This window comes from Pseudomonas fragi, from assembly GCF_002269505.1.
Classification (GTDB): Bacteria; Pseudomonadota; Gammaproteobacteria; order Pseudomonadales; family Pseudomonadaceae; genus Aquipseudomonas; species Aquipseudomonas fragi_D.
Window position 1 is genome coordinate 1 of record NZ_NQKQ01000026.1, and the last position, 21,376, is coordinate 21,376.

Below are 21,376 nucleotides of genomic sequence, written 5' to 3' on the forward strand. Positions count from 1 at the left end.
GAAATACAAAACGCCCGATGCGGTGCATCGGGCGTTTTGAGACTGAAATTGGTGTAAACCTATTTCAGGACTAGACAGTGCACACTCTGCAAACAGCATGGGGCAACTTACTTGATCGGCCGCCACGTGAAGGGATAGCGGTAAACAATCCCATCGTTAGCCTTGACCCCGGCAATCACCACCAGGACGACAGCACCGATCAGCACCAGCCCCAACAAGGCAAAGCCAATCAGCACGAACATCAGCACGTAGCAAATGGCCGACGCTATCGCCACCGTGATCTGAAAATTCAAGGCTTCCTTGCCTTGGTCGTCGATAAAAGGGTCGCTGTCACGCTTGAGTTGCCACACGACCAGCGGCCCGATCAGGCTGCCAAACGGGAACCACATCCCCAAAAACGCCGAGAAGTGACAAAACATGGCCCATTTACGAGCGTCGCGGCTCGGTTCGGGTTTTGAAAGGTCCAGCTCGCTCATGGCATTCTCCAGGTAGGGGTTGAAGGCGTGGGCTATCAGTCCGCCAATGCAGCTTGCTGCAGAGCGAAAATCTCATTCATGCCTTTTTGTGCCAATGCCAGCATGGCGTTCAGCTCTTCAGGTTGGAACGGCGCGCCTTCGGCAGTCCCTTGAACTTCAATGAAACCACCGCTGCTGGTCATGACCACGTTCAGGTCGGTTTCGGCGGCCGAGTCTTCAGGATAGTCCAGGTCAAGGACCGGTTCGCCTTGATACATGCCGACCGATACCGCTGCGATCATTTGTTTGATCGGGTCGCCGCCTTTAAGGCCGCCACGCTTCTTGATGATTTTCAGGGCGTCAACCAGAGCAACCATTGCACCGGTGATCGATGCCGTGCGAGTACCACCGTCAGCCTGGATCACGTCGCAGTCGACGTACAAGGTGATATCACCCAGTTTGGACATGTCCAGTGCAGCACGCAGGGAGCGGCCGATCAGGCGCTGGATTTCCAGGGTGCGCCCGCCTTGCTTGCCGCGGCTGGCTTCGCGCTGATTACGGTCGCCGGTGGCGCGTGGCAGCATGCCGTATTCGGCAGTCAACCAACCCTGACCCTGGCCTTTGAGGAAGCGCGGCACGCCGTTCTCGACGCTGACGGTGCAGATGACTTTGGTGTCACCGAACTCGACCAGTACAGAACCCTCTGCGTGTTTGGTGTAGTTGCGGGTGATGCGGATCGGGCGGAGCTGATCGGCAACGCGACCACTTGGACGTTTCATGTGGGATACCTGTACGGGACGGAAAACTGCCGAGCATTATAAAGGAAAGGTCATGGCCGCGCAGGGCGCGTCGGTGGACGCTGGCGTGGAACGACGGTGAAACGTATTTACGACCGACGCTATTTGGGGCAGTTGCCCGCACTGCGTTACAATCTGTCGTCTAACTTGCCGTCAGGCTTAACTCATCCAATCGCGAGGTACCGTCCATGGTGCATAGCATGACCGCCTTTGCCCGCGTCGAAAGCGCCGGCACTCAGGGCACCCTGAGTTGGGAGCTGCGTTCGGTCAACAGCCGCTACCTGGAGCCGCACCTGCGCCTGCCTGAATCATTCCGTGACCTCGAAGGTGCCGTGCGTGAAGCCCTGCGCCAGGGGATTTCCCGGGGCAAGCTGGAATGCACCCTGCGCTTCACCGAAGAAACCACCGGCAAACCGCTGCAGGTTGACCGCGAACGCGCCGCACAACTGGTGGCTGCCGCCGAGACCATCGCCAGCCTGATCAAGCAGCCGGCCGCACTCAACCCGCTGGAAGTGCTGGCCTGGCCAGGTGTTCTGGTAGCCGATGCCAGCGACCCGCAAGCCCTGAACAGCCAGGCGCTGGCACTGTTCAAGCAAGGCCTGCAAGAACTGAAAAGCGGCCGTGAGCGCGAAGGCGCGGAACTGGCCCGTTTGATCAGCGATCGCCTGACCGCCATTGAAAGCGATGTCGACACCCTGCGCGAGCTGGTGCCGCAAATGCTCGCCACCCAGCGCCAAAAGGTCCTCGACCGTTTTGCCGACATGAAAGCCGAGCTGGACCCGCAGCGCCTTGAGCAGGAAATGGTCATGCTGGCGCAAAAGAGCGACGTGGCCGAAGAGCTGGACCGTCTGAGCACCCATATTCTTGAAGTACGTCGCGTACTCAAGTCGGGGGGTGCTGCCGGGCGACGTCTGGACTTCCTGATGCAAGAACTGAATCGCGAGGCCAATACCCTGGGCTCCAAGGCATTCGATCCACGCAGCACCCAAGCGGCGGTCAACCTCAAAGTGTTGATCGAGCAGATGCGTGAACAAGTACAGAATATTGAGTAAGGTACTCCCTGACATGACCCACAGCACTGGCACCCTTTATATCGTTTCTGCTCCTTCGGGCGCAGGCAAGACCAGCCTGGTCAAGGCATTGATCGACGTTGAGCCGCAGATCCGGGTATCGGTCTCGCACACCACCCGTGCCATGCGCCCGGGTGAAGTGAATGGCGTGAACTATCATTTTGTCGAGCGCGAAGAGTTCGTGAAAATGATCGAGCACGGTGACTTCCTGGAGCGTGCCGAAGTGTTCGGCAACCTTTATGGCACCTCGCAAAGCCACTTGCAGCAAACCCTGGATGAAGGCCACGACCTGATTCTGGAAATCGACTGGCAAGGTGCCGAGCAAGTGCGCAAACTGATGCCGCAGGCGCGCTCGATCTTCATCCTGCCGCCAAGCCAGGAAGCCTTGCGTCAGCGTCTGGACAACCGTGGCCAGGACAGTGACGAAATCATTGACGGGCGCATGCGCGAAGCCGTGAGTGAAATGAGCCACTATGTGGACTATGACTACCTGATCATCAACGACGATTTTGCCCTGGCGCTTGAAGACCTCAAGGCCATTTTCCGCGCCAATCGCCTGCAGCAAAAGCGCCAGCAACAGCGTTTTGGCAAATTACTGGCCGAACTGCTCGGTTAATGAACACTTCCCAAAACCCCTGTAAGGGCTTTACATTGGTGCTTACAGAGGTTTTTTGAGCAGTGGCCGAAAAATCAGCGCTTCCCTAATGGCTGGTGATTTTTTAAACTGTTCAGTCCGCTCGCCCATCCGGGCAGCGCGCATATTGCATTTGCTACGAGGAAGACCATGGCCCGCGTAACCGTTGAAGACTGTCTAGAACACGTGGATAACCGCTTTGAGCTGGTCATGCTCTCTACCAAGCGTGCCCGTCAACTGGCCACCGGCGGTAAAGAGCCTCTGGTGCAGTGGGAAAACGACAAGCCTACCGTTGTTGCCCTGCGCGAAATCGCAGAAGGCCTGATGAGCTACGAGTTTATCGCCAACGCTGAAATCGTCGAAGACGAACCGCTGTTCGCAGCGTTCGAGGACGAGTCCAACGAGGCGAACTAAGCCTATGCCCGGTCGACGTAGCACGGCGAAGGGTAAAAAGTTTTGGCAGGAGGTTTCCTCATGCCGAGCATAGACGCCCTCGCCGATCGCTTGTCGGCGTACCTCGGCCCGGACCAGGTCAATCTGGTCCGCCGGGCGTACTTCTACGCAGAACAAGCCCACGACGGCCAACGCCGACGTAGCGGCGAGCCTTATGTCACGCATCCGCTGGCAGTGGCCAATATCCTTGCCGACATGCATATGGACCATCAGAGCCTGATGGCGGCCATGCTGCATGACGTGATTGAAGACACCGGTATTGCCAAGGAAGCGCTGGTAGCGCAGTTCGGCGAAACCGTGGCCGATCTGGTCGATGGCGTCAGCAAGCTGACGCAGATGAACTTCGAAACCAAGGCCGAAGCCCAGGCTGAAAACTTCCAGAAGATGGCCATGGCCATGGCGCGCGATATCCGCGTGATCCTGGTGAAGCTGGCTGACCGTCTGCACAACATGCGCACCCTCGAAGTGCTGTCCGGCGAAAAACGCCGACGGATTGCCAAGGAAACCCTGGAAATCTACGCGCCCATCGCCAATCGGCTGGGTATGCACAGCATTCGTATCGAATTCGAAGACCTCGGTTTCAAAGCGATGTACCCGATGCGCTCTGCGCGCATTTACCAGGCGGTCAAGCGCGCCAGGGGTAATCGCAAGGAAATCGTCAACAAGATTGAAGAATCGCTCAGCCACTGTCTGGCCATCGATGGCATTCAGGGCGAAGTCAGCGGTCGTCAAAAGCATATCTACGGCATCTACAAGAAAATGCGCGGCAAGCGTCGGGCCTTTAACGAGATCATGGACGTCTACGCGTTCCGGATCATCGTCGACAAGGTCGATACCTGCTACCGCGTGTTAGGTGCTGTGCATAATTTGTACAAGCCCCTCCCGGGTCGCTTCAAGGACTACATCGCCATTCCCAAGGCCAACGGCTATCAGTCGTTGCATACGACGCTGTTTGGCATGCATGGCGTACCGATCGAAATACAGATCCGTACCCGTGAAATGGAAGAAATGGCCAACAATGGCATCGCCGCCCACTGGCTGTACAAATCCAGTGGCGACGAGCAGCACACGGGCACCCATGCCCGCGCGCGGCAATGGGTCAAAGGCGTGCTGGAAATGCAGCAACGCGCAGGCAACTCCCTCGAATTTATCGAAAGCGTGAAGATCGACCTGTTCCCGGACGAGGTCTACGTGTTCACGCCCAAGGGCCGCATCATGGAGCTGCCAAAAGGCTCCACGGCAGTGGATTTCGCCTACGCGGTACACACCGACGTTGGCAACAGCTGCATTGCTTGCCGTATCAACCGTCGTCTTGCGCCGTTGTCCGAGCCGCTGCAAAGCGGCTCCACGGTGGAGATCGTCAGCGCCCCCGGTGCCCGCCCCAACCCGGCCTGGCTCAACTTTGTGGTTACCGGCAAGGCGCGTACGCACATTCGCCATGCTCTCAAGCTGCAGCGCCGTTCCGAGTCGGTCAACCTGGGCGAACGCCTGCTGAACAAGGTGCTCAACGGCTTCAACAGCGCGCTGGACAAGATTCCGGCCGAGCGCGTCCAGGCCATGCTCCAGGAATACCGCCTGGAGCAAATCGAAGACCTGCTCGAAGATATCGGCCTGGGCAACCGCATGGCCTACGTGGTGGCCCGACGCCTGCTGGGCGAAGGCGAAGCATTGCCGAGCCCGGAAGGCCCACTGGCGATTCGTGGTACCGAAGGTTTGGTGCTCAGCTACGCCAAATGCTGTACGCCGATCCCGGGCGACCCGATCGTTGGCCATTTGTCCGCTGGCAAAGGCATGGTCGTGCACCTGGACAATTGCCGCAATATCAGTGAAATCCGCCACAACCCCGAAAAGTGCATTCAGCTGTCGTGGGCCAAGGACGTTACCGGCGAGTTCAACGTTGAATTGCGCGTCGAACTGGAACACCAGCGCGGCCTGATCGCGTTGCTGGCCAGCAGTGTCAACGCGGCCGACGGCAACATCGAAAAGATCAGCATGGACGAACGCGATGGTCGCATCAGCGTGGTCCAACTGGTGGTCAGCGTGCACGACCGCGTGCACCTGGCTCGCGTGATCAAAAAACTGCGCGCCCTTACCGGGGTCATACGCATCACTCGCATGCGTGCGTAGCCATCTAATTACAAGGAGTCACCCATGTCCAAGACTGTTATCACCAGCGACAAGGCACCTGCTGCAATCGGTACTTATTCTCAGGCGATCAAAGCTGGCAATACTGTCTACATGTCCGGTCAAATCCCGCTGGACCCAAAAACCATGGAACTGGTTGAAGGCTTTGAAGCCCAGACCATCCAGGTATTTGAAAACCTGAAGTCGGTAGCTGAAGCCGCAGGCGGTTCGTTCAAGGACATCGTCAAGCTGAACATTTTCCTGACTGACCTGAGCCACTTCGCCAAGGTCAACGAAATCATGGGTCAATACTTCCAGCAGCCCTACCCGGCCCGCGCCGCCATCGGCGTTGCTGCCCTGCCAAAGGGTTCGCAGGTAGAGATGGACGCTATCCTGGTTATTGAGTAACACCCTCGGCGCAGCGTCTTCATGCTGCGCCAACCCCCGCTCTTCCCGGTTTCAAAAGGATTCCACCATGCGCAAAGCGCTAGTGTTGTCACTGCTCTCCATTGTTTTGGTTGGTTGTGCCAGCGAACCCGCCCGTCGCGACATCAGTGGTGTCTGGATCAACCAGGCCGCAATCGACGCAGCTGCCAATGGCGGCAACCTGCGCGAAGCCCTGCTGGCTTATGGGCCGAACCTGGAATGGGACATCGACGTCAAAAACGCCACCGCGCACTACACCAACGGCTTTGAGTCAGTTGAAGGCAAGCTGCTACCTGCTGATGGCGGCGCATGGCAGGTCAGCTTTTATGGCAGCAGTTCCACCGACTTGAGCCTGGAGGGCGAAACGCTGATCCAGGCCGAGACGGATGCAGAGCCGCGCCAGCCTTTTGTGCGCTCGCAGGTCAAGGTTGCAAGCGATGCGCCATTAGGCACGAGCTTTGAAACCGCGCTCAACGCTGCCTACCTGGGTGGCCAGTGGCGCGTGCTCAGCGGCGCAGGCAAGGGCAATCAAGTGGCGTTTTCGGCAGACGGCCAGGTGACAGGGCTGCCCAATACCCAAAATTATGTGCTGTGCCTGGCGGGCGATTGCGCGTCAATGAGCGGCGAGTACGACAGCCTCTGGCTGCAGCAAGGTGAAACGGGTGCGGCGCATATTTTTGTTCGCGATGGCCGCAAGCTGGAAATTTTCCAGGCCCTGGACGCCTCGGCACCAGACGACATGCCCCAGTTCTACCCGGGCAAGCTTGAATGGTCGCTAGAGAAACTCTAAGCCTTTGTGCTGAATTTGTAGCCGCTGAAGAGCGCAGCGAGGCTGCGATCGGGCGCGCAGCGGCCGCAAACCCTGAGTACTCGATATACCTGACTCACTCAGCTATCTGATTTTACGGCCGCTGCGCGCCCGATCGCAGCCTTCGTTCCTCGTCAGCGGCTACGGATGTTTGCTTTCCCCCAAAATCGCTGCATACCCCTCGCGATAACTTGAATAGCGTGGCTCCCAGCCCAGCGCCTTGGCGCGTGCGTTGCTGCAGCGCTTGCTGCCTGCCCGGCGAACGCTTGCTTCAGCGGCCCATTCGGTAATACCCAGGCGCTCGCGCAACCAGTCCACAACCTCTGCCAGTGGCGCCGGTGCGTTATCCACGCCTATATAGCAATCATCCAGCGCCTTGCCCTGGCGATCAGCCTCCAGCAGAAAGGCCAGCAGCCCTGCGGCATCATCGGCATGGATACGGTTGCCATACAGCGGTGGCTCAACCGCCACGCGATAGCCTTTGCGCACTTGCCCCAGCAGCCACTCACGACCCGGCCCGTAGATCCCGGTCAGGCGTACCACGCTGGCAGCGATGCCACTATCCAGCGCCACCCGCTCGGCATCCAGGATGATACGGCCCGAGTAATTGGTGCTCAGGGCGGGTGATGTTTCGTCAACCCACTCCCCGTCCTTCTGGGCGTAAACGCCACTGCTGGATACAAACAGCAGGCGCTTGGGTCGCTGGCCGTGTTGCTCCAGCCAGCTCAGGGTGTTTTTCAGTCCGTCTACATACGCCGCCTGATAACCCGCTTCGTCATGTTCGGTCGCCGCCGCGCTGTACACCACATAGTCGATTTGACCAGTTGGCCATTGCGTCGGGCATTGCCCGCTGAACAAATCGCCCGCCACACCGATAACACCTGCGGGTAAACGGTCGATGGAGCGGCGCAGGCCATAGACCTGCCAGTCCGCGTCGAGCAGTTGAGTAGCCAGGCGACCACCGACATCGCCGCATCCGACGATCAATACAGAGGCTTTGGACATCGCAAAAATCCTAATGAAAAGTTACAAAACGACGTGAATTGACACGACCAAAGTCGTGACTTTCGAAAAAAACAGATGCTATTGCTTTTGTTAACAAGAATTACTTGCAATAATAACCCATCATTTTGCCCTTGGTCTTACACCGCGTTGTAGGGCATTACCTCATTACTTTCTCAGGTCCGGCTAGCATGACACGCAATCATTCCACCGCTTCGCCAACCCAGCCTTTGAGCCCCACACGCCTCTGGCGCGGGGTTGCGGCGCTGATGTTCAGCTTGATGTTGGCACCAGTCGCGGCATTTGCCGACGAGCCTGCTACCCCGGCCGTGCACGCGGCTACCGAAGCAGCTGCCCCGGCACCTGTTGCTGCACCGGGTGCGACTGATCCTACACTGGTTGAAGGCGCTGCTGCGCCAGCCGATGACGCACCGCAAATTGTCGCCGAAGAAGATAACAGCCTGGGCATGGCCCATGACCTGTCGCCTTGGGGCATGTACAAAAACGCGGACATCATCGTCAAAATCGTGATGATCGGTCTGGCTATCGCTTCGATCATCACCTGGACCATCTGGATTGCCAAAGGCTTTGAAGTGCTGGGCGCCAAGCGTCGTCTGCGCGTTGAAATCGCCAACCTGAAAAAAGCCCGTACCCTTAAAGAAGCCAGCGAAACTGCGGCCAAAGAAGGCACGCTGGCCCACTTGCTGGTACAGGACGCTCTTGAAGAGATGCGTCTGTCGGCCAACAGCCGTGAGAAAGAAGGCATCAAGGAACGTGTGAGCTTCCGTCTTGAGCGTCTGGTTGCAGCCTGCGGTCGCAACATGAGCAGCGGCACTGGCGTACTTGCCACCATCGGTTCCACTGCACCGTTCGTCGGTCTGTTCGGTACCGTATGGGGCATCATGAACAGCTTCATCGGTATCGCCAAAACCCAGACCACCAACCTCGCCGTTGTTGCACCGGGTATTGCCGAAGCCCTGCTGGCCACGGCACTGGGTCTGGTTGCAGCGATCCCTGCGGTAGTGATTTACAACGTTTTTGCACGCTCCATCACCGGCTATAAAGCCCAAGTGGCGGATGCCTCTGCTGAAGTGTTGCTGTTGGTTAGCCGTGACCTCGATCACCTGCCGCCCGAGCGCAGCTCGCAACCGCACATGGTGAAAGTGGGGTAATCGGCCATGGGCCTGCATTTAAAAGAAGGCGATGACGATCTCGCCGAGAACCATGAAATCAACGTCACCCCCTTTATTGACGTAATGCTGGTACTGCTGATCATCTTTATGGTGGCAGCACCGCTGGCCACCGTGGATATCAAGGTTGACCTGCCTGCGTCCAGCGCCAAACCGATGCCTCGCCCTGAGAAACCGGTGTTCCTCAGCGTCAAGGCTGACCAGCGCCTGTACCTGGGCGAAGAGCCGGTCACGGTTGAAGCCCTGGGCCCGACCCTGGATGCCAGGACTCACAACAACAAAGACACGACGATCTTCTTCCAGGCCGACAAGGGCGTGGACTACGGTGACTTGATGAGCGTGATGGATGCATTGCGCGCAGCCGGTTACTTGAAGGTAGGTCTGGTCGGACTTGAGACGGCAGCCAAGAAATGACCATAGCGCGCCAAAAGATGACGCGTTACGCAATCAGCCTGGCCGCGGTGCTGGCTATCCATGCAGTGGCAGTGATTCTTGCCCTGCAATGGTCCAACCCGCGAGCAATCGAACTTCCGCCGCAAGCGATGATGGTTGATCTGGCGCCGTTGCCAGCACCGCCACCGCCAGCACCGCCCAAAGTGGTGACACCACCACAACCCCCGGCGCCGGTGGAAGAGTTGCCGATACCCAAGCTGGCCGAAGCGCCCAAGCCGAAGATTTCTGTACCAAAACCGGTCAAGCCCAAGCAAAAGCCTCAACCGCCCAAGCCTGTGGAAAAACCGGACCCGGTCAAAGAGAAGCCTTCAGAAGAGAAACCAAGCGACGCGACGCCGACCAAGAACACCAGCGAGAAATCTGCTGCACCGGCTCCCGGGCCGTCGGCGCAACAACTGGCCGCCAAAGCCAGTTGGGAAGGTACGCTGCTCAGTCACCTGGGCAAGTACAAAAAGTACCCGCCTGCTGCGCAATCCCGTGGCAAGGAAGGTCTGAACCGTCTGCGCTTCGTGGTGGACGCTGAAGGCAAGGTGCTGTCCTACGAGCTGGTAGGGCGCTCTGGCAACGCTGATCTGGACCGGGCCACCCTGGAAATGATTCGCCGGGCACAACCCTTGCCCAAGCCGCCGCCTGAGATGCTGACCAATGGCAGTATCGAGATCGTGGCACCCTTCGTTTATTCCATCGATAAGCGTCGACGCTAACACCACAAAGGGCACCTCAGGGTGCCCTTTGTGCATCTGCGGTATGGATAAAAAACCAGTCATACCTTGATTGGCTACTGTAGCTCTGAGGGCAATGTCTGATAACGTGCGTCTATCGATTGCAGCCGCTATGCTTGGCCCGCAACCACAGGGACGCCCGCTATGACGCTTACAGAATTACGCTACATCGTTACCCTCGCCCAAGAGCAGCACTTCGGCCATGCCGCTGAGCGTTGCCACGTCAGCCAGCCGACCCTGTCGGTGGGTGTGAAAAAACTGGAAGACGAACTCGGTGTGCTGATTTTTGAGCGCAGCAAAAGCGCGGTGCGTGTCACTCCGGTGGGTGAAGCCATCGTGGCTCAGGCGCAAAAAGTGCTTGAGCAGGCCCAGGGCATTCGTGAACTGGCCCAGGCCGGCAAAAACCAGCTGACGGCCCCGCTCAAAGTGGGCGCGATCTACACCGTAGGTCCGTACCTGTTCCCGCACCTGATCCCGCAACTGCACCGGGTTGCCCCGCAGATGCCGTTGTATATCGAAGAAAACTTCACTCACGTGCTGCGCGACAAACTGCGCAATGGCGAGCTGGACGCGATCATCATCGCTCTGCCGTTCCAGGAAGCAGACGTGCTGACCATGCCGCTGTATGACGAGCCGTTTTACGTGCTGATGCCCAGCGAGCACCCGTGGACCAAGAAAGAAACCATCGACGCCAGCCTGCTCAACGACAAGAGCCTGCTGTTACTGGGCGAAGGCCACTGCTTCCGCGACCAGGTGCTGGAAGCCTGCCCGACTGTGGCCAAAGGCAATGATGGCGCCATGCACACCACGGTTGAGTCCAGTTCGCTGGAAACCATCCGCCACATGGTCGCTTCCGGCCTGGGTATCTCGATCCTGCCGTTATCGGCTGTCGACAGTCACCACTATGCCCCGGGCATCCTGGCTGTGCGTCCGCTGACCCCGCCGGTACCGTTCCGCACCGTTGCCATCGCCTGGCGAGCCAGCTTCCCGCGTCCTAAAGCGATTGAAATCCTCGCTGACTCGATCCGCCTGTGCTCGGTGGCCAAGCCGCCTGTTGAGAAGTAATTACGCCGATGACCGAGTTGTCGAAAGTGTCGGTCACTGCGCTCAAGGGCGTGGGCGAGGCCATGGCCGAAAAATTGGCCAAGGTGGGACTGGAAAACGTCCAGGACGTGCTGTTCCATTTGCCGTTGCGCTATCAGGACCGCACCCGCGTCGTCCCGATCGGTGCCTTGCGCCCCGGTCAGGATGCCGTGGTTGAAGGCCGGGTTATCGGTGCCGACGTGGTCATGGGCAAGCGCCGCAGCCTGTTGGTGCGCATCAACGATGGCACCGGCGGCCTGAGCCTGCGCTTTTACCACTTCAGTAATGCGCAAAAGGAAAGCCTCAAGCGCGGCACCGAAGTGCGCTGTTATGGCGAAGCGCGGCCCGGTGCCTCGGGACTGGAGATCTACCACCCCGAGTACCGCGCCATCACCGGTGACGAGCCGCCACCCGTCGACACCACGCTGACGCCCATCTACCCCACCACTGAAGGCCTGACCCAGCAGCGCTTGCGTCAGCTCAGCCAGCAAAGCCTGGCCATGCTCGGCCCGCGCAGCCTGCCCGACTGGCTGCCGCCGGAGCTGGCCAAGGACTATCAACTGGCCCCGCTGGATGAAGCCATTCGCTACCTGCATCAGCCGCCCGCCGATGCCGATGTTGAAGAGCTCGCTCTGGGCCATCACTGGGCACAGCACCGGCTGGCCTTTGAAGAGCTGCTGACACACCAGTTGTCGCAGCAGCGCCTGCGCGAGAGTTTGCGCTCACAGCAAGCCCCGGCGTTGCCCAAGGCGAAAAAGCTGCCAGTGCAGTTTCTCGCCAATCTGGGTTTCCCGCCGACGGGCGCGCAGAGCCGCGTTGGTAACGAAATTGCCTACGACCTCTGTCAGCCCGAACCCATGCTGCGCCTGATACAGGGCGACGTGGGTTCCGGCAAGACCGTGGTCGCGGCCATGGCAGCGTTGCAAGCGCTTGAGGCGGGTTACCAGGTGGCCCTGATGGCCCCCACGGAAATCCTCGCCGAACAACACTTCATCAACTTCAAGCGCTGGCTGGAGCCTTTGGGGCTTGATGTCGCATGGCTGGCCGGCAAGCTCAAGGGCAAGGCACGGGTCAGCGCGCTTGAGCAAATTGCCAGCGGCGTGCCGATGGTTGTCGGCACCCATGCGCTGTTCCAGGACAACGTGCAGTTCAAGAACCTGGCACTGGTGATCATCGACGAGCAGCACCGCTTCGGCGTGCAGCAACGTCTGGCTCTGCGCAACAAGGGCGTTGGCGGGGTGATGTGCCCGCACCAGTTGATCATGACCGCCACGCCGATCCCGCGCACCCTGGCCATGAGCGCCTATGCCGACCTCGACACCTCGATCCTCGATGAGCTGCCGCCAGGCCGTACTCCGGTCAATACGGTGCTGGTGGTCGATACGCGGCGTCTCGAAGTGATTGAGCGGGTGCGCGCCGCCTGCGCCGAAGGGCGCCAGGCCTATTGGGTCTGCACCTTGATCGAAGAGTCCGAGGAGATGACCTGTCAGGCGGCTGAAACCACCTTTGAAGACCTCTCCAGCGCCTTGGGCGAACTGCGCGTCGGGTTGATTCACGGGCGAATGAAAGCCGCTGAAAAAGCTGAAGTCATGGCACGTTTCAAGGCCGGTGAGCTGCAATTGCTGGTAGCAACCACCGTGATCGAGGTGGGCGTCGATGTGCCCAACTCAAGCTTGATGATCATCGAAAACCCCGAGCGTCTGGGCCTGTCCCAGCTTCACCAGTTACGCGGGCGCGTGGGCCGGGGCAGCGCCGTCAGCCATTGCGTACTGCTGTATCACCCGCCGCTGTCACAAATCGGCCGTCAGCGTCTGGGCATTATGCGCGAGACCAACGATGGCTTTGTGATCGCCGAAAAAGATCTGGAACTGCGCGGCCCTGGCGAAATGCTCGGTACCCGCCAGACCGGTCTTCTGCAATTCAAGGTTGCCGACCTGATGCGCGACGCCGACCTGCTACCTGCCGTGCGTGAGGCTGCTCAAGCGTTGATTGAGCACTGGCCGAGCCATGTCAGCCCTTTGCTCGACCGCTGGTTGCGTCACGGTCAGCAATACGGGCAAGTGTAAAAGATTATTCAGTAAATGGCCCGGCGGCCGATCTAGGGTCTGCTTATCAAATTTGAGTTGTACAGAACGGATGCAGATCATGACTGAAGTAGCCAGTGCCCCTGCCGTTGCCAGCACGCTGCCTGTTATCGGGCGTTTGCTCGATGACATGGCCATCACCTATCGCGAAGTCCCTGACCACCCGGGACTGGATCCAGCGCGCAAGGTGCATGCTGTACTGCTCGACGATTCGATCGGCACTTTGCTGGTGTTGTTTACGCAGAGCCATTTACTTGATTTGAACCGCCTTGCCGACTTGACCGGGCGGCGCATGACAGCGGTTGCGCCAGAACGTCTGGAGTTGCTGCTCGACAGGCATGGTCTGAAATCGTTGCCGGGCCTGCCAGCGCTGATCAACTCGCCGTGCCTGTACGAAGAGCAATTGCTGCAGCAGCCCGCGCTATTGATCAGCACTGGTGAACCGGGTGTATTGCTGGAAATTGTGCAGGATGATTTCAAGCGCCTGCTCAAAAATGCCAGCGCCGGGCGGTTTGGCGAGCCCCTGAGTGGGATCCAGCCGGATCATGGCGGGGACGACGGTGAGGCCATCACCCGGGCGGTCCAGGCCTTTACCGCGCGGCGTATCCAGCAGCGCCTGGAAGCCACCATTGAGCTGCCGCCGTTGTCCGAGAGCGTGCGCCGGATCATGCGGTTGCGCTCCGACCCTGATGTCACCATCGATGAGATCACCAGCGTTGTCGAAACCGACCCGGCGCTGGCGGCGCAGGTCATGAGCTGGGCGTCATCATCCTTCTATGCCTCCCCCAGCAAAATTCGCTCCGTTGAAGACGCAATCGTACGAGTGCTGGGAGTCGACCTGGTGATCAACCTGGCGCTCAGCCTGTCCCTGGGCAAAAGCCTGAGCCTGCCCAAGGATCATCCGCAATCGAGTACCCCCTACTGGCAGCAGTCGATCTATACCGCAGCAGTCATTGAAGGGCTGACCCGGGCCATGCCACGGGAGCAACGCCCTGAGGTTGGCATGACCTATCTGGCCGGGCTGTTGCACAACTTTGGTTACTTGCTGCTGGCCCATGTGTTTCCACCGCATTTTTCGCTGATCTGCCGGCATCTTGAGGTTAACCCCCATGTCAGTCACAGCTTGATCGAACAGCACTTGCTGGGCATCAGCCGTGAACAGATGGGCGCCTGGCTGATGCGCTTTTGGGGGATGCCGGACGAGCTGGCGATTGCCGTGCGTCATCAACACGACCCGGCCTACGTGGGTGTGGATGCCCAGTATCCGAACCTGGTGTGCGTAGCACTGAGCTTGCTGCGCAGTCGCGGAATCGGGCACGGAGCCTGTGCGCCGTTGCCGGATGCGTTGTTCGAGCGTCTTGGCGTGCCGCGAGAAAGGGCTGAGGCAGTGGTGGGTAAAGTGCTGGAGGCTGAGGTATTGCTGCGTGAGATGGCGGCGCAGTTCGGTCAGGCTTGAAGAGCTAAAAGCACAAGCCCCTCACCCTAGCCCTCTCCCAGAGGGAGAGGGGACTGACCGCGCGCGATTTCAAGAACACCGACAATCAGCTCCCTCTCCCTCCGGGAGAGGGTTGGGGTGAGGGGCTCTTGATCTTAAACCTTGGCTTTTTTACGCGGCTTGAGGTACTTGGTCAGGCCTTGAAACCAGATCACCAACGCCGGATTTCCTTTGATCTGAATCGATTTGTCCTGAATCCCGGTCATAAACGCCAGTTGCTTGTTTTTTGCTTGCAGCGTGGCGAAGCCGTAGGCGGCATCTTTAAAGGCGATAGCAAACGCAGGCTCTGGGTACAGGCCGGCATGGCTGGTGATGCGCTGATCTTTGACCTTGAAATGACGGGCCACTTTGCCGTCGAGGGTTTGCAGCTGGAACACCAGATCCTTGTCTACCAATTGTTGCTGGAAAGCAGGATTGTTGCGGCTGGCTTTACCCATCAAAAAGCCCAGCATCCAGAGCAGAAAACGAAATTTCATGTACGCGGCCTCGGGGAATTAAAAATGGCCGGCGCAGTGTAACGATTTGAGCGAAGAACGCCATATATCTGAATAGATAGGCGTAGATGGGCTTTATTTTGCCACTTATGGCCGCACAATCGGCTCGCGTTTTAGCAAGAATGGGCTGCTGGCAAGACCAGTTCGCCCATTCTTCACGCAGCCAACGCCTTAAGGATTCACGCTGTCCTTGAGGAATTTGCCCGGCTTGAACGCTACCGTGTTGCTGGCCTTGATGGTGACCGGCTGGCCGGTTTGCGGGTTTTGCCCCGTACGGGCACCGCGGTGGCGCTGGATAAAGGTGCCAAAGCCGACCAGCGTGACGCTGTCCTTGCGATGCAGGGCCTGGGTGATTTCTTCCAGCACTGCATTGAGAACGCGGTTGGCTTGTTCTTTGGTTAGGTCAGCCTTTTCAGCGATAGCTGCGGCGAGATCGGGTTTACGCATGATGAAGCCTCATTGACGGTTTTTTGTTGTTATGTCCGTGCTGCTCTCTACGGAACAGCGCCCAAGGCGCCGCAGGCTCTAAACTGCGGCAGACCAGTGTGAGAATGGCACGCGTCCAAGGTCGGCGCCAGCCTCTGCAAAGGCTTTGTTGAGTCAAGACAATGCCATATACGACAGAATCAGCTGCGTTTACGCCAAAAGTGCAGGCAGCTCTTTATTCAGTGCGAGTTTTTCGCGAACGGCTTCACCGGTCAGGGCGTAACCGAGCAATTTGCCGTCAGCGTCACGGCATAGCGCCTTGATATCGGCGCCCTGGCCTTCCACGGTCCACACGCCCTCGCAGCCGCGCGGCACAGGTGACACCACCAGCGGGCAAACCGAGGTTTTCACCGTAATGGGCATGGCCCCGTAGCTGACGGCTGTCGTGTTGCCTGCCAGGGTTTGCGCCAGTGCGCGGGCGCAGCTCATCAGCGGCATCACGTACAGCAGGTTCAAACCGTCCACTTCGGCGCAATCGCCCAGCGCGTAGATATTGGCGTGAGAGGTTTTAAGCTGGCGATCGACTTCAATCCCGCGATTGACCTTGATCCCGGCAGCCGCGGCCATATCAATGCGCGGGCGCAAGCCGATGGCAGACAGCACCACATCGCACGGCACGACACTGCCATCCGACAAATGCGCTTCGAGACCGTTTTCAGTGCGTTGCAGGCGGGTCAACACCGGCCCCAGATGAAAGCGTGCACCCAGGCTTTCAAGGCCAGCCTGTACCGCCGCTGCTGCGGCAGGATGCAGCAGGGTTGGCATCACTTGCTCGCAAGGCGCGACCACATCGACCTCGTAGCCACCTGCGATCAGGTCATTGGCGAATTCGCAACCGATCAGGCCGGCACCCAGGATCAATACACGGCGCTTGCCTGCCGCAGCAGCCCGAAAGCGCGCGTAGTCTTCGAGATCATTGATCGGGAAGATTGCATCCTGGGCATCGCCCTCCACCGGCACCTGCACCGTTTGCGCACCCCATGCCAGGACCAGGTCGCGATAGGGCACGGCCTCTTCACCGATCCACAATTGCTTGTGGCCCGGGTCGATACCGCTGATGCGGGTATGGGTGCGCACCTGGGCCTTGAGCTGCTCGGCCATCGCCTCAGGCGTTGCCATGCTCAGGCCATCAGCCTCTTTGTTCTTGCCAAAGCCGGTGGACAGCATCGGCTTTGAGTAAGAGCGCCCGTCATCGGACGTGATCAGCAGCAGCGGGGTTTCGCTATCCAGCTTGCGAAACTCGCGGGCCAGGTTATAGCCGGCCAGCCCGGTGCCAACGATCACGACAGGTGCGTTCATTCCAATCTCCAGAAGGTGAGTCAGGTTTTAAAGGGGGTTGATCAGTTGATTTCAATCATCTCGAAATCCATTTTGCCGACGCCGCAATCCGGGCATAGCCAGTCTTCAGGTACGTCCTGCCACAGGGTACCGGGGGCGATGCCGTCATCCGGCCAACCGTCGGCTTCGTTATAAATCAATCCACATACAATGCATTGCCACTTTTTCATCGGGGTATTTCCTAAAGGTTCAGGCTTGGACAAGACCACAGACTTATCAACAGGCGCCGTGTTGCTCATCAAATTCAGGGCGTTTTGTACTGATGACCACCCGCAGATGCAAGCACCAATACTGGCAAAAGTCCCTTGGCCGCTCATTCGAGGATCAGCGTGATAAGCTCGCCGACCTCAATGGCTGCCAATTATGACCCACCGTGCCGCACATAACTTCTCCGCTTATTTACCCTGTCTGGCTTGAACAAGGCCAACTTCCTGCGTTGCCTGACGCACAGACCCTGGACTGGCTGTTTGACGAGGGTTCTCTGACTCGGCGTCTCACTGCAATTTCAGATAATGCCTTCAGCGTGCTTCCACTTTATGAAGGTTGGCAAGTGCTGCGCCCGGATGAATGCGCTGCACTTGACCTGCCTCAGGGTGTTCAGGGCTGGGTGCGTGAAGTGTATTTGCGCGGGAATGGCCAGCCCTGGGTATTTGCCCGCAGTGTGGCGGCTAAAAGCTCGCTGCAAGAAGGCGGCCTGAACATGGATGAGCTGGGTACCCGCTCTCTGGGCGAGTTGCTGTTCAGCGACCAGGCCTTTGAGCGCGGCGCCCTGCAGGTCTGCCACTACCCGCCCAACTGGTTGCCGCAGGCAGATCAGGCCGATCACTTGTGGGCCCGCCGCTCGCGCTTTGTGCGTGGCAAACTGAGCGTGCTGGTGGCCGAAGTGTTTTTACCCAAACTGTGGGCCGCCCTCGGAGCCCGGTCGGAGAACAATTGATGTACACGCGCCTGCTCAAATCACTCAACCGCTTTAACCCCCGCGCCTGGGACTTTATCCAGCTGACCCGCATGGACAAGCCCATCGGCATCTACCTGCTGCTGTGGCCGACCTTGTGGGCGCTGTGGGTGGCCGCCCAGGGCGTACCCTCCCTGGGTAACCTGCTGATTTTTGTCTTCGGCGTGATCCTGACCCGTGCTGCAGGCTGCGTAATCAACGACTTTGCCGACCGCAAGGTGGATGGTCACGTCAAACGAACAGAACAACGGCCTATGGCCAGTGGAAAAATCAGCAGTAAAGAGGCCTTGGTGTTCTTTGCGCTGTTGATGGGGGTCAGCTTCCTGCTGGTGCTGTGCACCAATGCTCCGACCATCTGGCTTTCATTTGGCGCGCTGGCCCTGGCGGCCACCTACCCGTTTATGAAGCGCTATACCTACTACCCGCAAGTGGTGCTGGGCGCAGCGTTTTCGTGGGGCATCCCGATGGCCTTTACGGCCGAGACCGGCAGCCTGCCTGCTGCAGCCTGGCTGCTGTACATCGCCAACCTGCTGTGGACAGTAGCCTACGACACTTACTACGCCATGACCGACCGCGAAGATGACCTCAAGATCGGTGTTAAATCCACCGCCATCCTGTTTGGCGATGCCGATCGCGTGATAATCCTCACCTTGCAGGGGCTGGCCCTGGGTTGTCTGCTGCTGGCAGGGTCGCACTTTGAGCTGGGTGGCTGGTTCCACCTTGGCCTGCTGGCTGCGGCGGCGTGCTTTGTATGGGAGTTCTGGTACACCCGCGACCGTGACCCGCAGCGCTGCTTCAAGGCCTTCCTGCACAACCACTGGGCAGGGTTGGCGATTTTTGTGGGGATCGTGCTGGATTACGCACTGCGTTAACCGGTGGAGCGGGCTTCGCGAGCAGGCTCGCTCCCACAGTTCATAGTATCGGCACCAGCCGCAAGGTGCTGCGGGTATTGAGCTGGATTTCAGCTTCGTCCATATGCGGTTTGTCGTAATCGCCTTCGATGTAGGATTCGGCCTGGTCGCGGTAGTGCCTGTCGAACGGCACGCCGCTTTGCCCGACCGGGTTGATGGTCAGCCCGTGGGAAGGGTCGGCAAAATCGATCAGGCGTCGAGTAGATGGGCCGTAGGTCACCGGCCACGGGGCGTTGCCGAGCTTGGCACTGAGGTTGTTGGGCACCTCGTGGCTGCCGGGAGCGGCAAAGGGGCCGACGTTGAACAGCCAGTCCAGCGGCTTCTGCCGCCCCAGCGGATGCTCGTGGGTCAGGGTGTGGGCACGGCCCCAGTGCCATTGCCCGGGGTCATCACCCAGAGTGGCCTTCAGATGGGCAATGCTGGCCTGCCAGGCAACCTTGACCGTGTCGGCGCGGGTCTCTTGTTGCGCTGTGCTGCGGTTGTCCCACCAGGGTGAATCAGGGCTTGCCGCCAGGCGCGGCAAAGCCGCATCGATCACACGGGTCGTGAGCATGGCGTCAAAAAAATTGTCGCCCAATTTGTCACGCATGGTGGCTTCTGTGAGGCTGTACAAGAACTGGTTGAACACCGTGGCAACCGTTGAGTCCAGCGGATAATCGCCTTTCCACTGTGCCAGTTGCTCCACCAGTTTACGTTCGCCCGGGTCCGTGACCACTTCGCGCAGCACCGGCAACAGGGGCTTGAGCACACGCTGCCCGTAGCCCGTGGCAGTGCCCAGTTGCAAGGCCTGGCTGTTTTTCAGGTTCCACTTCACGCTGGCATCGCTGAGCTGACGATCAAGCTGCTGGCCGCGATCGGCCAGGTTGTAATAACCGGGAATCTCGATGCCAGCAGGCGACAATGGCTGGAAGTTGGCCGACACGATAAAGCCCCGCGCCGGATTTTCTTCCTGGGGGTTGGCGCTGAACGGGTAAAAACCGTCTTTGTCGGCCTGTGATGTGCTGCCGTCGAGGATAAACGCCGGATTGACCCCGGCCGGGCGCTTGGGCAGTTGCGCCGCTGCCCACCAGCCGATATCTCCCTTCGCGTTTGCCCACACCAGATTCAGACCGGGTGCCTGGATATAGGTCGCTGCCGTACGCGCCTTGCTCAGGCTGTCAGCGCGGTTGAGCTGGTAGAAGCCTTCGAGGATCGGGTTCTTGCTCTCCAGAAAGCCCCACCACATGGCAATCGGCGTGTTGCCCGCGGTAGCGCCCAGCACGTCATTGATAATCGGCCCATGGGGCGATTGGCGCAGGGTGAGGGTGACCGGCGCTTCGCCCTTGACGGCAATTTGCTGTTCAGTGCGGGTCATGTCGACCCATTGGCCGTGGTACCAGACTTGATTGGGGTTATCGGGATTGGTCTTCTCGGCGATCAGATCCAGATCGTCATTCTGGAACATGGTCAGGCTCCAGCCGAAATCGGTGTTGTTGCCCAGGAAGGCGAACGGCACCAGCGTCTGATGGTAGCCATACAGGTCAAAGTCCGGGGCCGACAGCTGCGCCTCGTACCACACCGACGGTGCCGCAAAACGGATATGCGGGTCACCCGCCAGCAGCGGCTTGCCACTTTGTGTGCGCTTGCCTGACACCACCCAGGCGTTGCTGCCTTCAAACTGCGGCAAGCCCGCCTGGCTCAGGGCCTGATCGCTCAGTTGGGCCAGCGCCCCCAGGGTTTTCCAGTCACTGGCCGCCAGCGCCGGGGCCAAAACGCCCTGGGGCTGCCAGTCGAGGTCGAAGATTTTCAGGTAATCGCTGCCCAGTTGGTCGCGAATATAGGTCAGCAGCGGTTCGGTGCGAAAGGCGGCGGCAAAGCTGTAGGCCATGTAACCGGCAACGCTGATGGTATCTTCGGCGGTAAAGGGTCGTGGCGTTATGCCCAGCAGGTCAAACTCCACGGGCCTGGGGTTATTGGCCTGGTATTGATTGATCCCGTCCAGGTACGCCTGCAAGGCCAGGAATGCCGGAGACTGCGGATCCAGCTCGGTCAGGTAGCTGGCGGCCCGCTCACGGATCCGCAGGCTGCGAAACAGCTTGTCGGTATCGACCAGCTTTGGCCCCAACACTTCGGCCAGCTCGCCCCGCGCAAGGCGACGCATGATCTCCATCTGAAACAACCGGTCTTGTGCCTGTACATAGCCCAGTGCGCGGTACATGTCGGCCTGGTTGCCTGCACGAATATGCGGCACACCGCGCTCGTCATAGCGCACCGTAACCGGCCCCTGCAGCGCCGTCAGCACAACCTGGCCCTGACGCGTGGGCAATTTGCTTTGCACGTACCAGAACCCGCCGCCTGCGACGGCAGCAACCACAAGGGCAATAACGGTCAGGCTGCGTTTCATGGAGCAACTCCTT

The 21,376-nt window shown here is 59.2% G+C and carries 22 protein-coding genes; 14 read left to right on the forward strand and 8 right to left on the reverse strand.

Annotation, left to right across the window (positions count from 1 at the left end; translation table 11 throughout):
* Positions 1-107: 107 nt before the first annotated feature.
* Positions 108-476, reverse strand: coding sequence for a DUF4870 domain-containing protein (locus CJU81_RS19100; protein WP_095037856.1), 369 nt, complete (start codon positions 474-476; stop codon positions 108-110).
* 35 nt (positions 477-511) lie between these two features.
* Positions 512-1,234 (reverse strand): ribonuclease PH, encoded by a 723-nt coding sequence (gene rph / locus CJU81_RS19105; RefSeq protein WP_095037857.1) that lies wholly within the window; start codon positions 1,232-1,234, stop codon positions 512-514.
* 206 nt (positions 1,235-1,440) lie between these two features.
* On the opposite strand from rph, the gene CJU81_RS19110 reads away from it, so the two are divergent.
* The 6 genes from CJU81_RS19110 (at position 1,441) to CJU81_RS19135 (ending at position 6,749) form a co-directional block, all read left to right on the forward strand.
* Positions 1,441-2,304: a YicC/YloC family endoribonuclease gene (locus tag CJU81_RS19110; RefSeq protein ID WP_095027644.1), complete on the forward strand. Its 864-nt coding sequence runs from the start codon at positions 1,441-1,443 to the stop codon at positions 2,302-2,304.
* A gap of 13 nt (positions 2,305-2,317) precedes the next feature.
* Positions 2,318-2,938: a guanylate kinase gene (gene gmk, locus CJU81_RS19115; protein WP_095027645.1), complete on the forward strand. Its 621-nt coding sequence runs from the start codon at positions 2,318-2,320 to the stop codon at positions 2,936-2,938.
* 168 nt (positions 2,939-3,106) lie between these two features.
* Positions 3,107-3,370: a DNA-directed RNA polymerase subunit omega gene (rpoZ, locus tag CJU81_RS19120; protein WP_016782707.1), complete on the forward strand. Its 264-nt coding sequence runs from the start codon at positions 3,107-3,109 to the stop codon at positions 3,368-3,370.
* 60 nt (positions 3,371-3,430) lie between these two features.
* Positions 3,431-5,536, forward strand: coding sequence for a bifunctional GTP diphosphokinase/guanosine-3',5'-bis pyrophosphate 3'-pyrophosphohydrolase (spoT, locus tag CJU81_RS19125; RefSeq protein ID WP_016782708.1), 2,106 nt, complete (start codon positions 3,431-3,433; stop codon positions 5,534-5,536).
* A gap of 24 nt (positions 5,537-5,560) precedes the next feature.
* A complete protein-coding gene (locus CJU81_RS19130; protein ID WP_095027646.1) occupies positions 5,561-5,941 on the forward strand; it encodes a RidA family protein in 381 nt (126 codons plus the stop codon).
* 67 nt (positions 5,942-6,008) lie between these two features.
* Entirely contained in the window at positions 6,009-6,749 is a 741-nt protein-coding gene (locus CJU81_RS19135; RefSeq protein ID WP_095037858.1) for a hypothetical protein, read from the forward strand.
* 159 nt (positions 6,750-6,908) lie between these two features.
* Here CJU81_RS19135 and CJU81_RS19140 read toward each other — a convergent pair whose 3' ends face one another.
* Positions 6,909-7,772, reverse strand: a complete 864-nt coding sequence (locus CJU81_RS19140) for an SDR family oxidoreductase (RefSeq protein ID WP_095037859.1) — start codon at positions 7,770-7,772, stop codon at positions 6,909-6,911.
* A gap of 188 nt (positions 7,773-7,960) precedes the next feature.
* Between CJU81_RS19140 and exbB the strand changes: the two genes are divergently transcribed.
* From exbB to CJU81_RS19170, 6 genes are all read left to right on the forward strand, one after another.
* Positions 7,961-8,941, forward strand: a complete 981-nt coding sequence (gene exbB, locus CJU81_RS19145) for a tonB-system energizer ExbB (RefSeq protein WP_095027649.1) — start codon at positions 7,961-7,963, stop codon at positions 8,939-8,941.
* A 6-nt stretch (positions 8,942-8,947) separates the two neighbouring features.
* Positions 8,948-9,373, forward strand: a complete 426-nt coding sequence (gene exbD / locus CJU81_RS19150; protein WP_095037860.1) for a TonB system transport protein ExbD — start codon at positions 8,948-8,950, stop codon at positions 9,371-9,373.
* Entirely contained in the window at positions 9,370-10,116 is a 747-nt protein-coding gene (locus CJU81_RS19155; protein ID WP_094999712.1) for a TonB family protein, read from the forward strand. The genes exbD and CJU81_RS19155 overlap by 4 nt, the downstream gene beginning before the upstream one ends.
* A gap of 162 nt (positions 10,117-10,278) precedes the next feature.
* Positions 10,279-11,199 (forward strand): hydrogen peroxide-inducible genes activator, encoded by a 921-nt coding sequence (locus tag CJU81_RS19160; RefSeq protein WP_095037861.1) that lies wholly within the window; start codon positions 10,279-10,281, stop codon positions 11,197-11,199.
* 8 nt (positions 11,200-11,207) lie between these two features.
* Entirely contained in the window at positions 11,208-13,283 is a 2,076-nt protein-coding gene (recG, locus tag CJU81_RS19165) for an ATP-dependent DNA helicase RecG (protein WP_095037862.1), read from the forward strand.
* A 79-nt stretch (positions 13,284-13,362) separates the two neighbouring features.
* Complete coding sequence (locus CJU81_RS19170; RefSeq protein WP_176464880.1) at positions 13,363-14,757, forward strand: aminoacyl-tRNA deacylase and HDOD domain-containing protein; 1,395 nt, start codon at positions 13,363-13,365, stop codon at positions 14,755-14,757.
* Positions 14,758-14,891: 134 nt separating this feature from the next.
* Here CJU81_RS19170 and CJU81_RS19175 read toward each other — a convergent pair whose 3' ends face one another.
* The 4 genes from CJU81_RS19175 to CJU81_RS19190 all read right to left on the reverse strand — a co-directional run bounded on the left by CJU81_RS19175 (position 14,892) and on the right by CJU81_RS19190 (position 17,284).
* Positions 14,892-15,272: a helicase gene (locus CJU81_RS19175; RefSeq protein WP_095027654.1), complete on the reverse strand. Its 381-nt coding sequence runs from the start codon at positions 15,270-15,272 to the stop codon at positions 14,892-14,894.
* Positions 15,273-15,461: 189 nt separating this feature from the next.
* Positions 15,462-15,737, reverse strand: coding sequence for an HU family DNA-binding protein (locus tag CJU81_RS19180; protein ID WP_016782719.1), 276 nt, complete (start codon positions 15,735-15,737; stop codon positions 15,462-15,464).
* 189 nt (positions 15,738-15,926) lie between these two features.
* On the reverse strand, positions 15,927-17,075 hold the full coding sequence (locus CJU81_RS19185; RefSeq protein WP_095037864.1) for an NAD(P)/FAD-dependent oxidoreductase: 1,149 nt from the start codon (positions 17,073-17,075) through the stop codon (positions 15,927-15,929).
* Positions 17,076-17,116: 41 nt separating this feature from the next.
* Positions 17,117-17,284, reverse strand: coding sequence for a rubredoxin (locus CJU81_RS19190; RefSeq protein ID WP_003437744.1), 168 nt, complete (start codon positions 17,282-17,284; stop codon positions 17,117-17,119).
* A gap of 203 nt (positions 17,285-17,487) precedes the next feature.
* Between CJU81_RS19190 and CJU81_RS19195 the strand changes: the two genes are divergently transcribed.
* Complete coding sequence (locus CJU81_RS19195; RefSeq protein WP_095037865.1) at positions 17,488-18,051, forward strand: chorismate--pyruvate lyase family protein; 564 nt, start codon at positions 17,488-17,490, stop codon at positions 18,049-18,051.
* The gene (gene ubiA / locus CJU81_RS19200; protein ID WP_095037866.1) at positions 18,051-18,941 is read left to right on the forward strand and encodes a 4-hydroxybenzoate octaprenyltransferase; all 891 of its coding nucleotides are present in this window, start codon (positions 18,051-18,053) and stop codon (positions 18,939-18,941) included. The genes CJU81_RS19195 and ubiA overlap by 1 nt, the downstream gene beginning before the upstream one ends.
* Positions 18,942-18,981: 40 nt before the next feature.
* Here ubiA and CJU81_RS19205 read toward each other — a convergent pair whose 3' ends face one another.
* Entirely contained in the window at positions 18,982-21,363 is a 2,382-nt protein-coding gene (locus CJU81_RS19205) for a penicillin acylase family protein (RefSeq protein ID WP_095037867.1), read from the reverse strand.
* Positions 21,364-21,376 lie beyond the last annotated feature (13 nt).

Excerpts from the sequence above, each read along its gene's own strand:
- CJU81_RS19100 (WP_095037856.1), bottom strand. The coding sequence starts at position 476 with ATGAGCGAGCTGGACCTTTCAAAACCCGAACCGAGCCGCGACGCTCGT.
- rph (WP_095037857.1), bottom strand. The coding sequence starts at position 1,234 with ATGAAACGTCCAAGTGGTCGCGTTGCCGATCAGCTCCGCCCGATCCGC.
- CJU81_RS19110 (WP_095027644.1), top strand. The coding sequence starts at position 1,441 with ATGGTGCATAGCATGACCGCCTTTGCCCGCGTCGAAAGCGCCGGCACT.
- gmk (WP_095027645.1), top strand. The coding sequence starts at position 2,318 with ATGACCCACAGCACTGGCACCCTTTATATCGTTTCTGCTCCTTCGGGC.
- rpoZ (WP_016782707.1), top strand. The coding sequence starts at position 3,107 with ATGGCCCGCGTAACCGTTGAAGACTGTCTAGAACACGTGGATAACCGC.
- spoT (WP_016782708.1), top strand. The coding sequence starts at position 3,431 with ATGCCGAGCATAGACGCCCTCGCCGATCGCTTGTCGGCGTACCTCGGC.
- CJU81_RS19130 (WP_095027646.1), top strand. The coding sequence starts at position 5,561 with ATGTCCAAGACTGTTATCACCAGCGACAAGGCACCTGCTGCAATCGGT.
- CJU81_RS19135 (WP_095037858.1), top strand. The coding sequence starts at position 6,009 with ATGCGCAAAGCGCTAGTGTTGTCACTGCTCTCCATTGTTTTGGTTGGT.
- CJU81_RS19140 (WP_095037859.1), bottom strand. The coding sequence starts at position 7,772 with ATGTCCAAAGCCTCTGTATTGATCGTCGGATGCGGCGATGTCGGTGGT.
- exbB (WP_095027649.1), top strand. The coding sequence starts at position 7,961 with ATGACACGCAATCATTCCACCGCTTCGCCAACCCAGCCTTTGAGCCCC.
- exbD (WP_095037860.1), top strand. The coding sequence starts at position 8,948 with ATGGGCCTGCATTTAAAAGAAGGCGATGACGATCTCGCCGAGAACCAT.
- CJU81_RS19155 (WP_094999712.1), top strand. The coding sequence starts at position 9,370 with ATGACCATAGCGCGCCAAAAGATGACGCGTTACGCAATCAGCCTGGCC.
- CJU81_RS19160 (WP_095037861.1), top strand. The coding sequence starts at position 10,279 with ATGACGCTTACAGAATTACGCTACATCGTTACCCTCGCCCAAGAGCAG.
- recG (WP_095037862.1), top strand. The coding sequence starts at position 11,208 with ATGACCGAGTTGTCGAAAGTGTCGGTCACTGCGCTCAAGGGCGTGGGC.
- CJU81_RS19170 (WP_176464880.1), top strand. The coding sequence starts at position 13,363 with ATGACTGAAGTAGCCAGTGCCCCTGCCGTTGCCAGCACGCTGCCTGTT.
- CJU81_RS19175 (WP_095027654.1), bottom strand. The coding sequence starts at position 15,272 with ATGAAATTTCGTTTTCTGCTCTGGATGCTGGGCTTTTTGATGGGTAAA.
- CJU81_RS19180 (WP_016782719.1), bottom strand. The coding sequence starts at position 15,737 with ATGCGTAAACCCGATCTCGCCGCAGCTATCGCTGAAAAGGCTGACCTA.
- CJU81_RS19185 (WP_095037864.1), bottom strand. The coding sequence starts at position 17,075 with ATGAACGCACCTGTCGTGATCGTTGGCACCGGGCTGGCCGGCTATAAC.
- CJU81_RS19190 (WP_003437744.1), bottom strand. The coding sequence starts at position 17,284 with ATGAAAAAGTGGCAATGCATTGTATGTGGATTGATTTATAACGAAGCC.
- ubiA (WP_095037866.1), top strand. The coding sequence starts at position 18,051 with ATGTACACGCGCCTGCTCAAATCACTCAACCGCTTTAACCCCCGCGCC.
- CJU81_RS19205 (WP_095037867.1), bottom strand. The coding sequence starts at position 21,363 with ATGAAACGCAGCCTGACCGTTATTGCCCTTGTGGTTGCTGCCGTCGCA.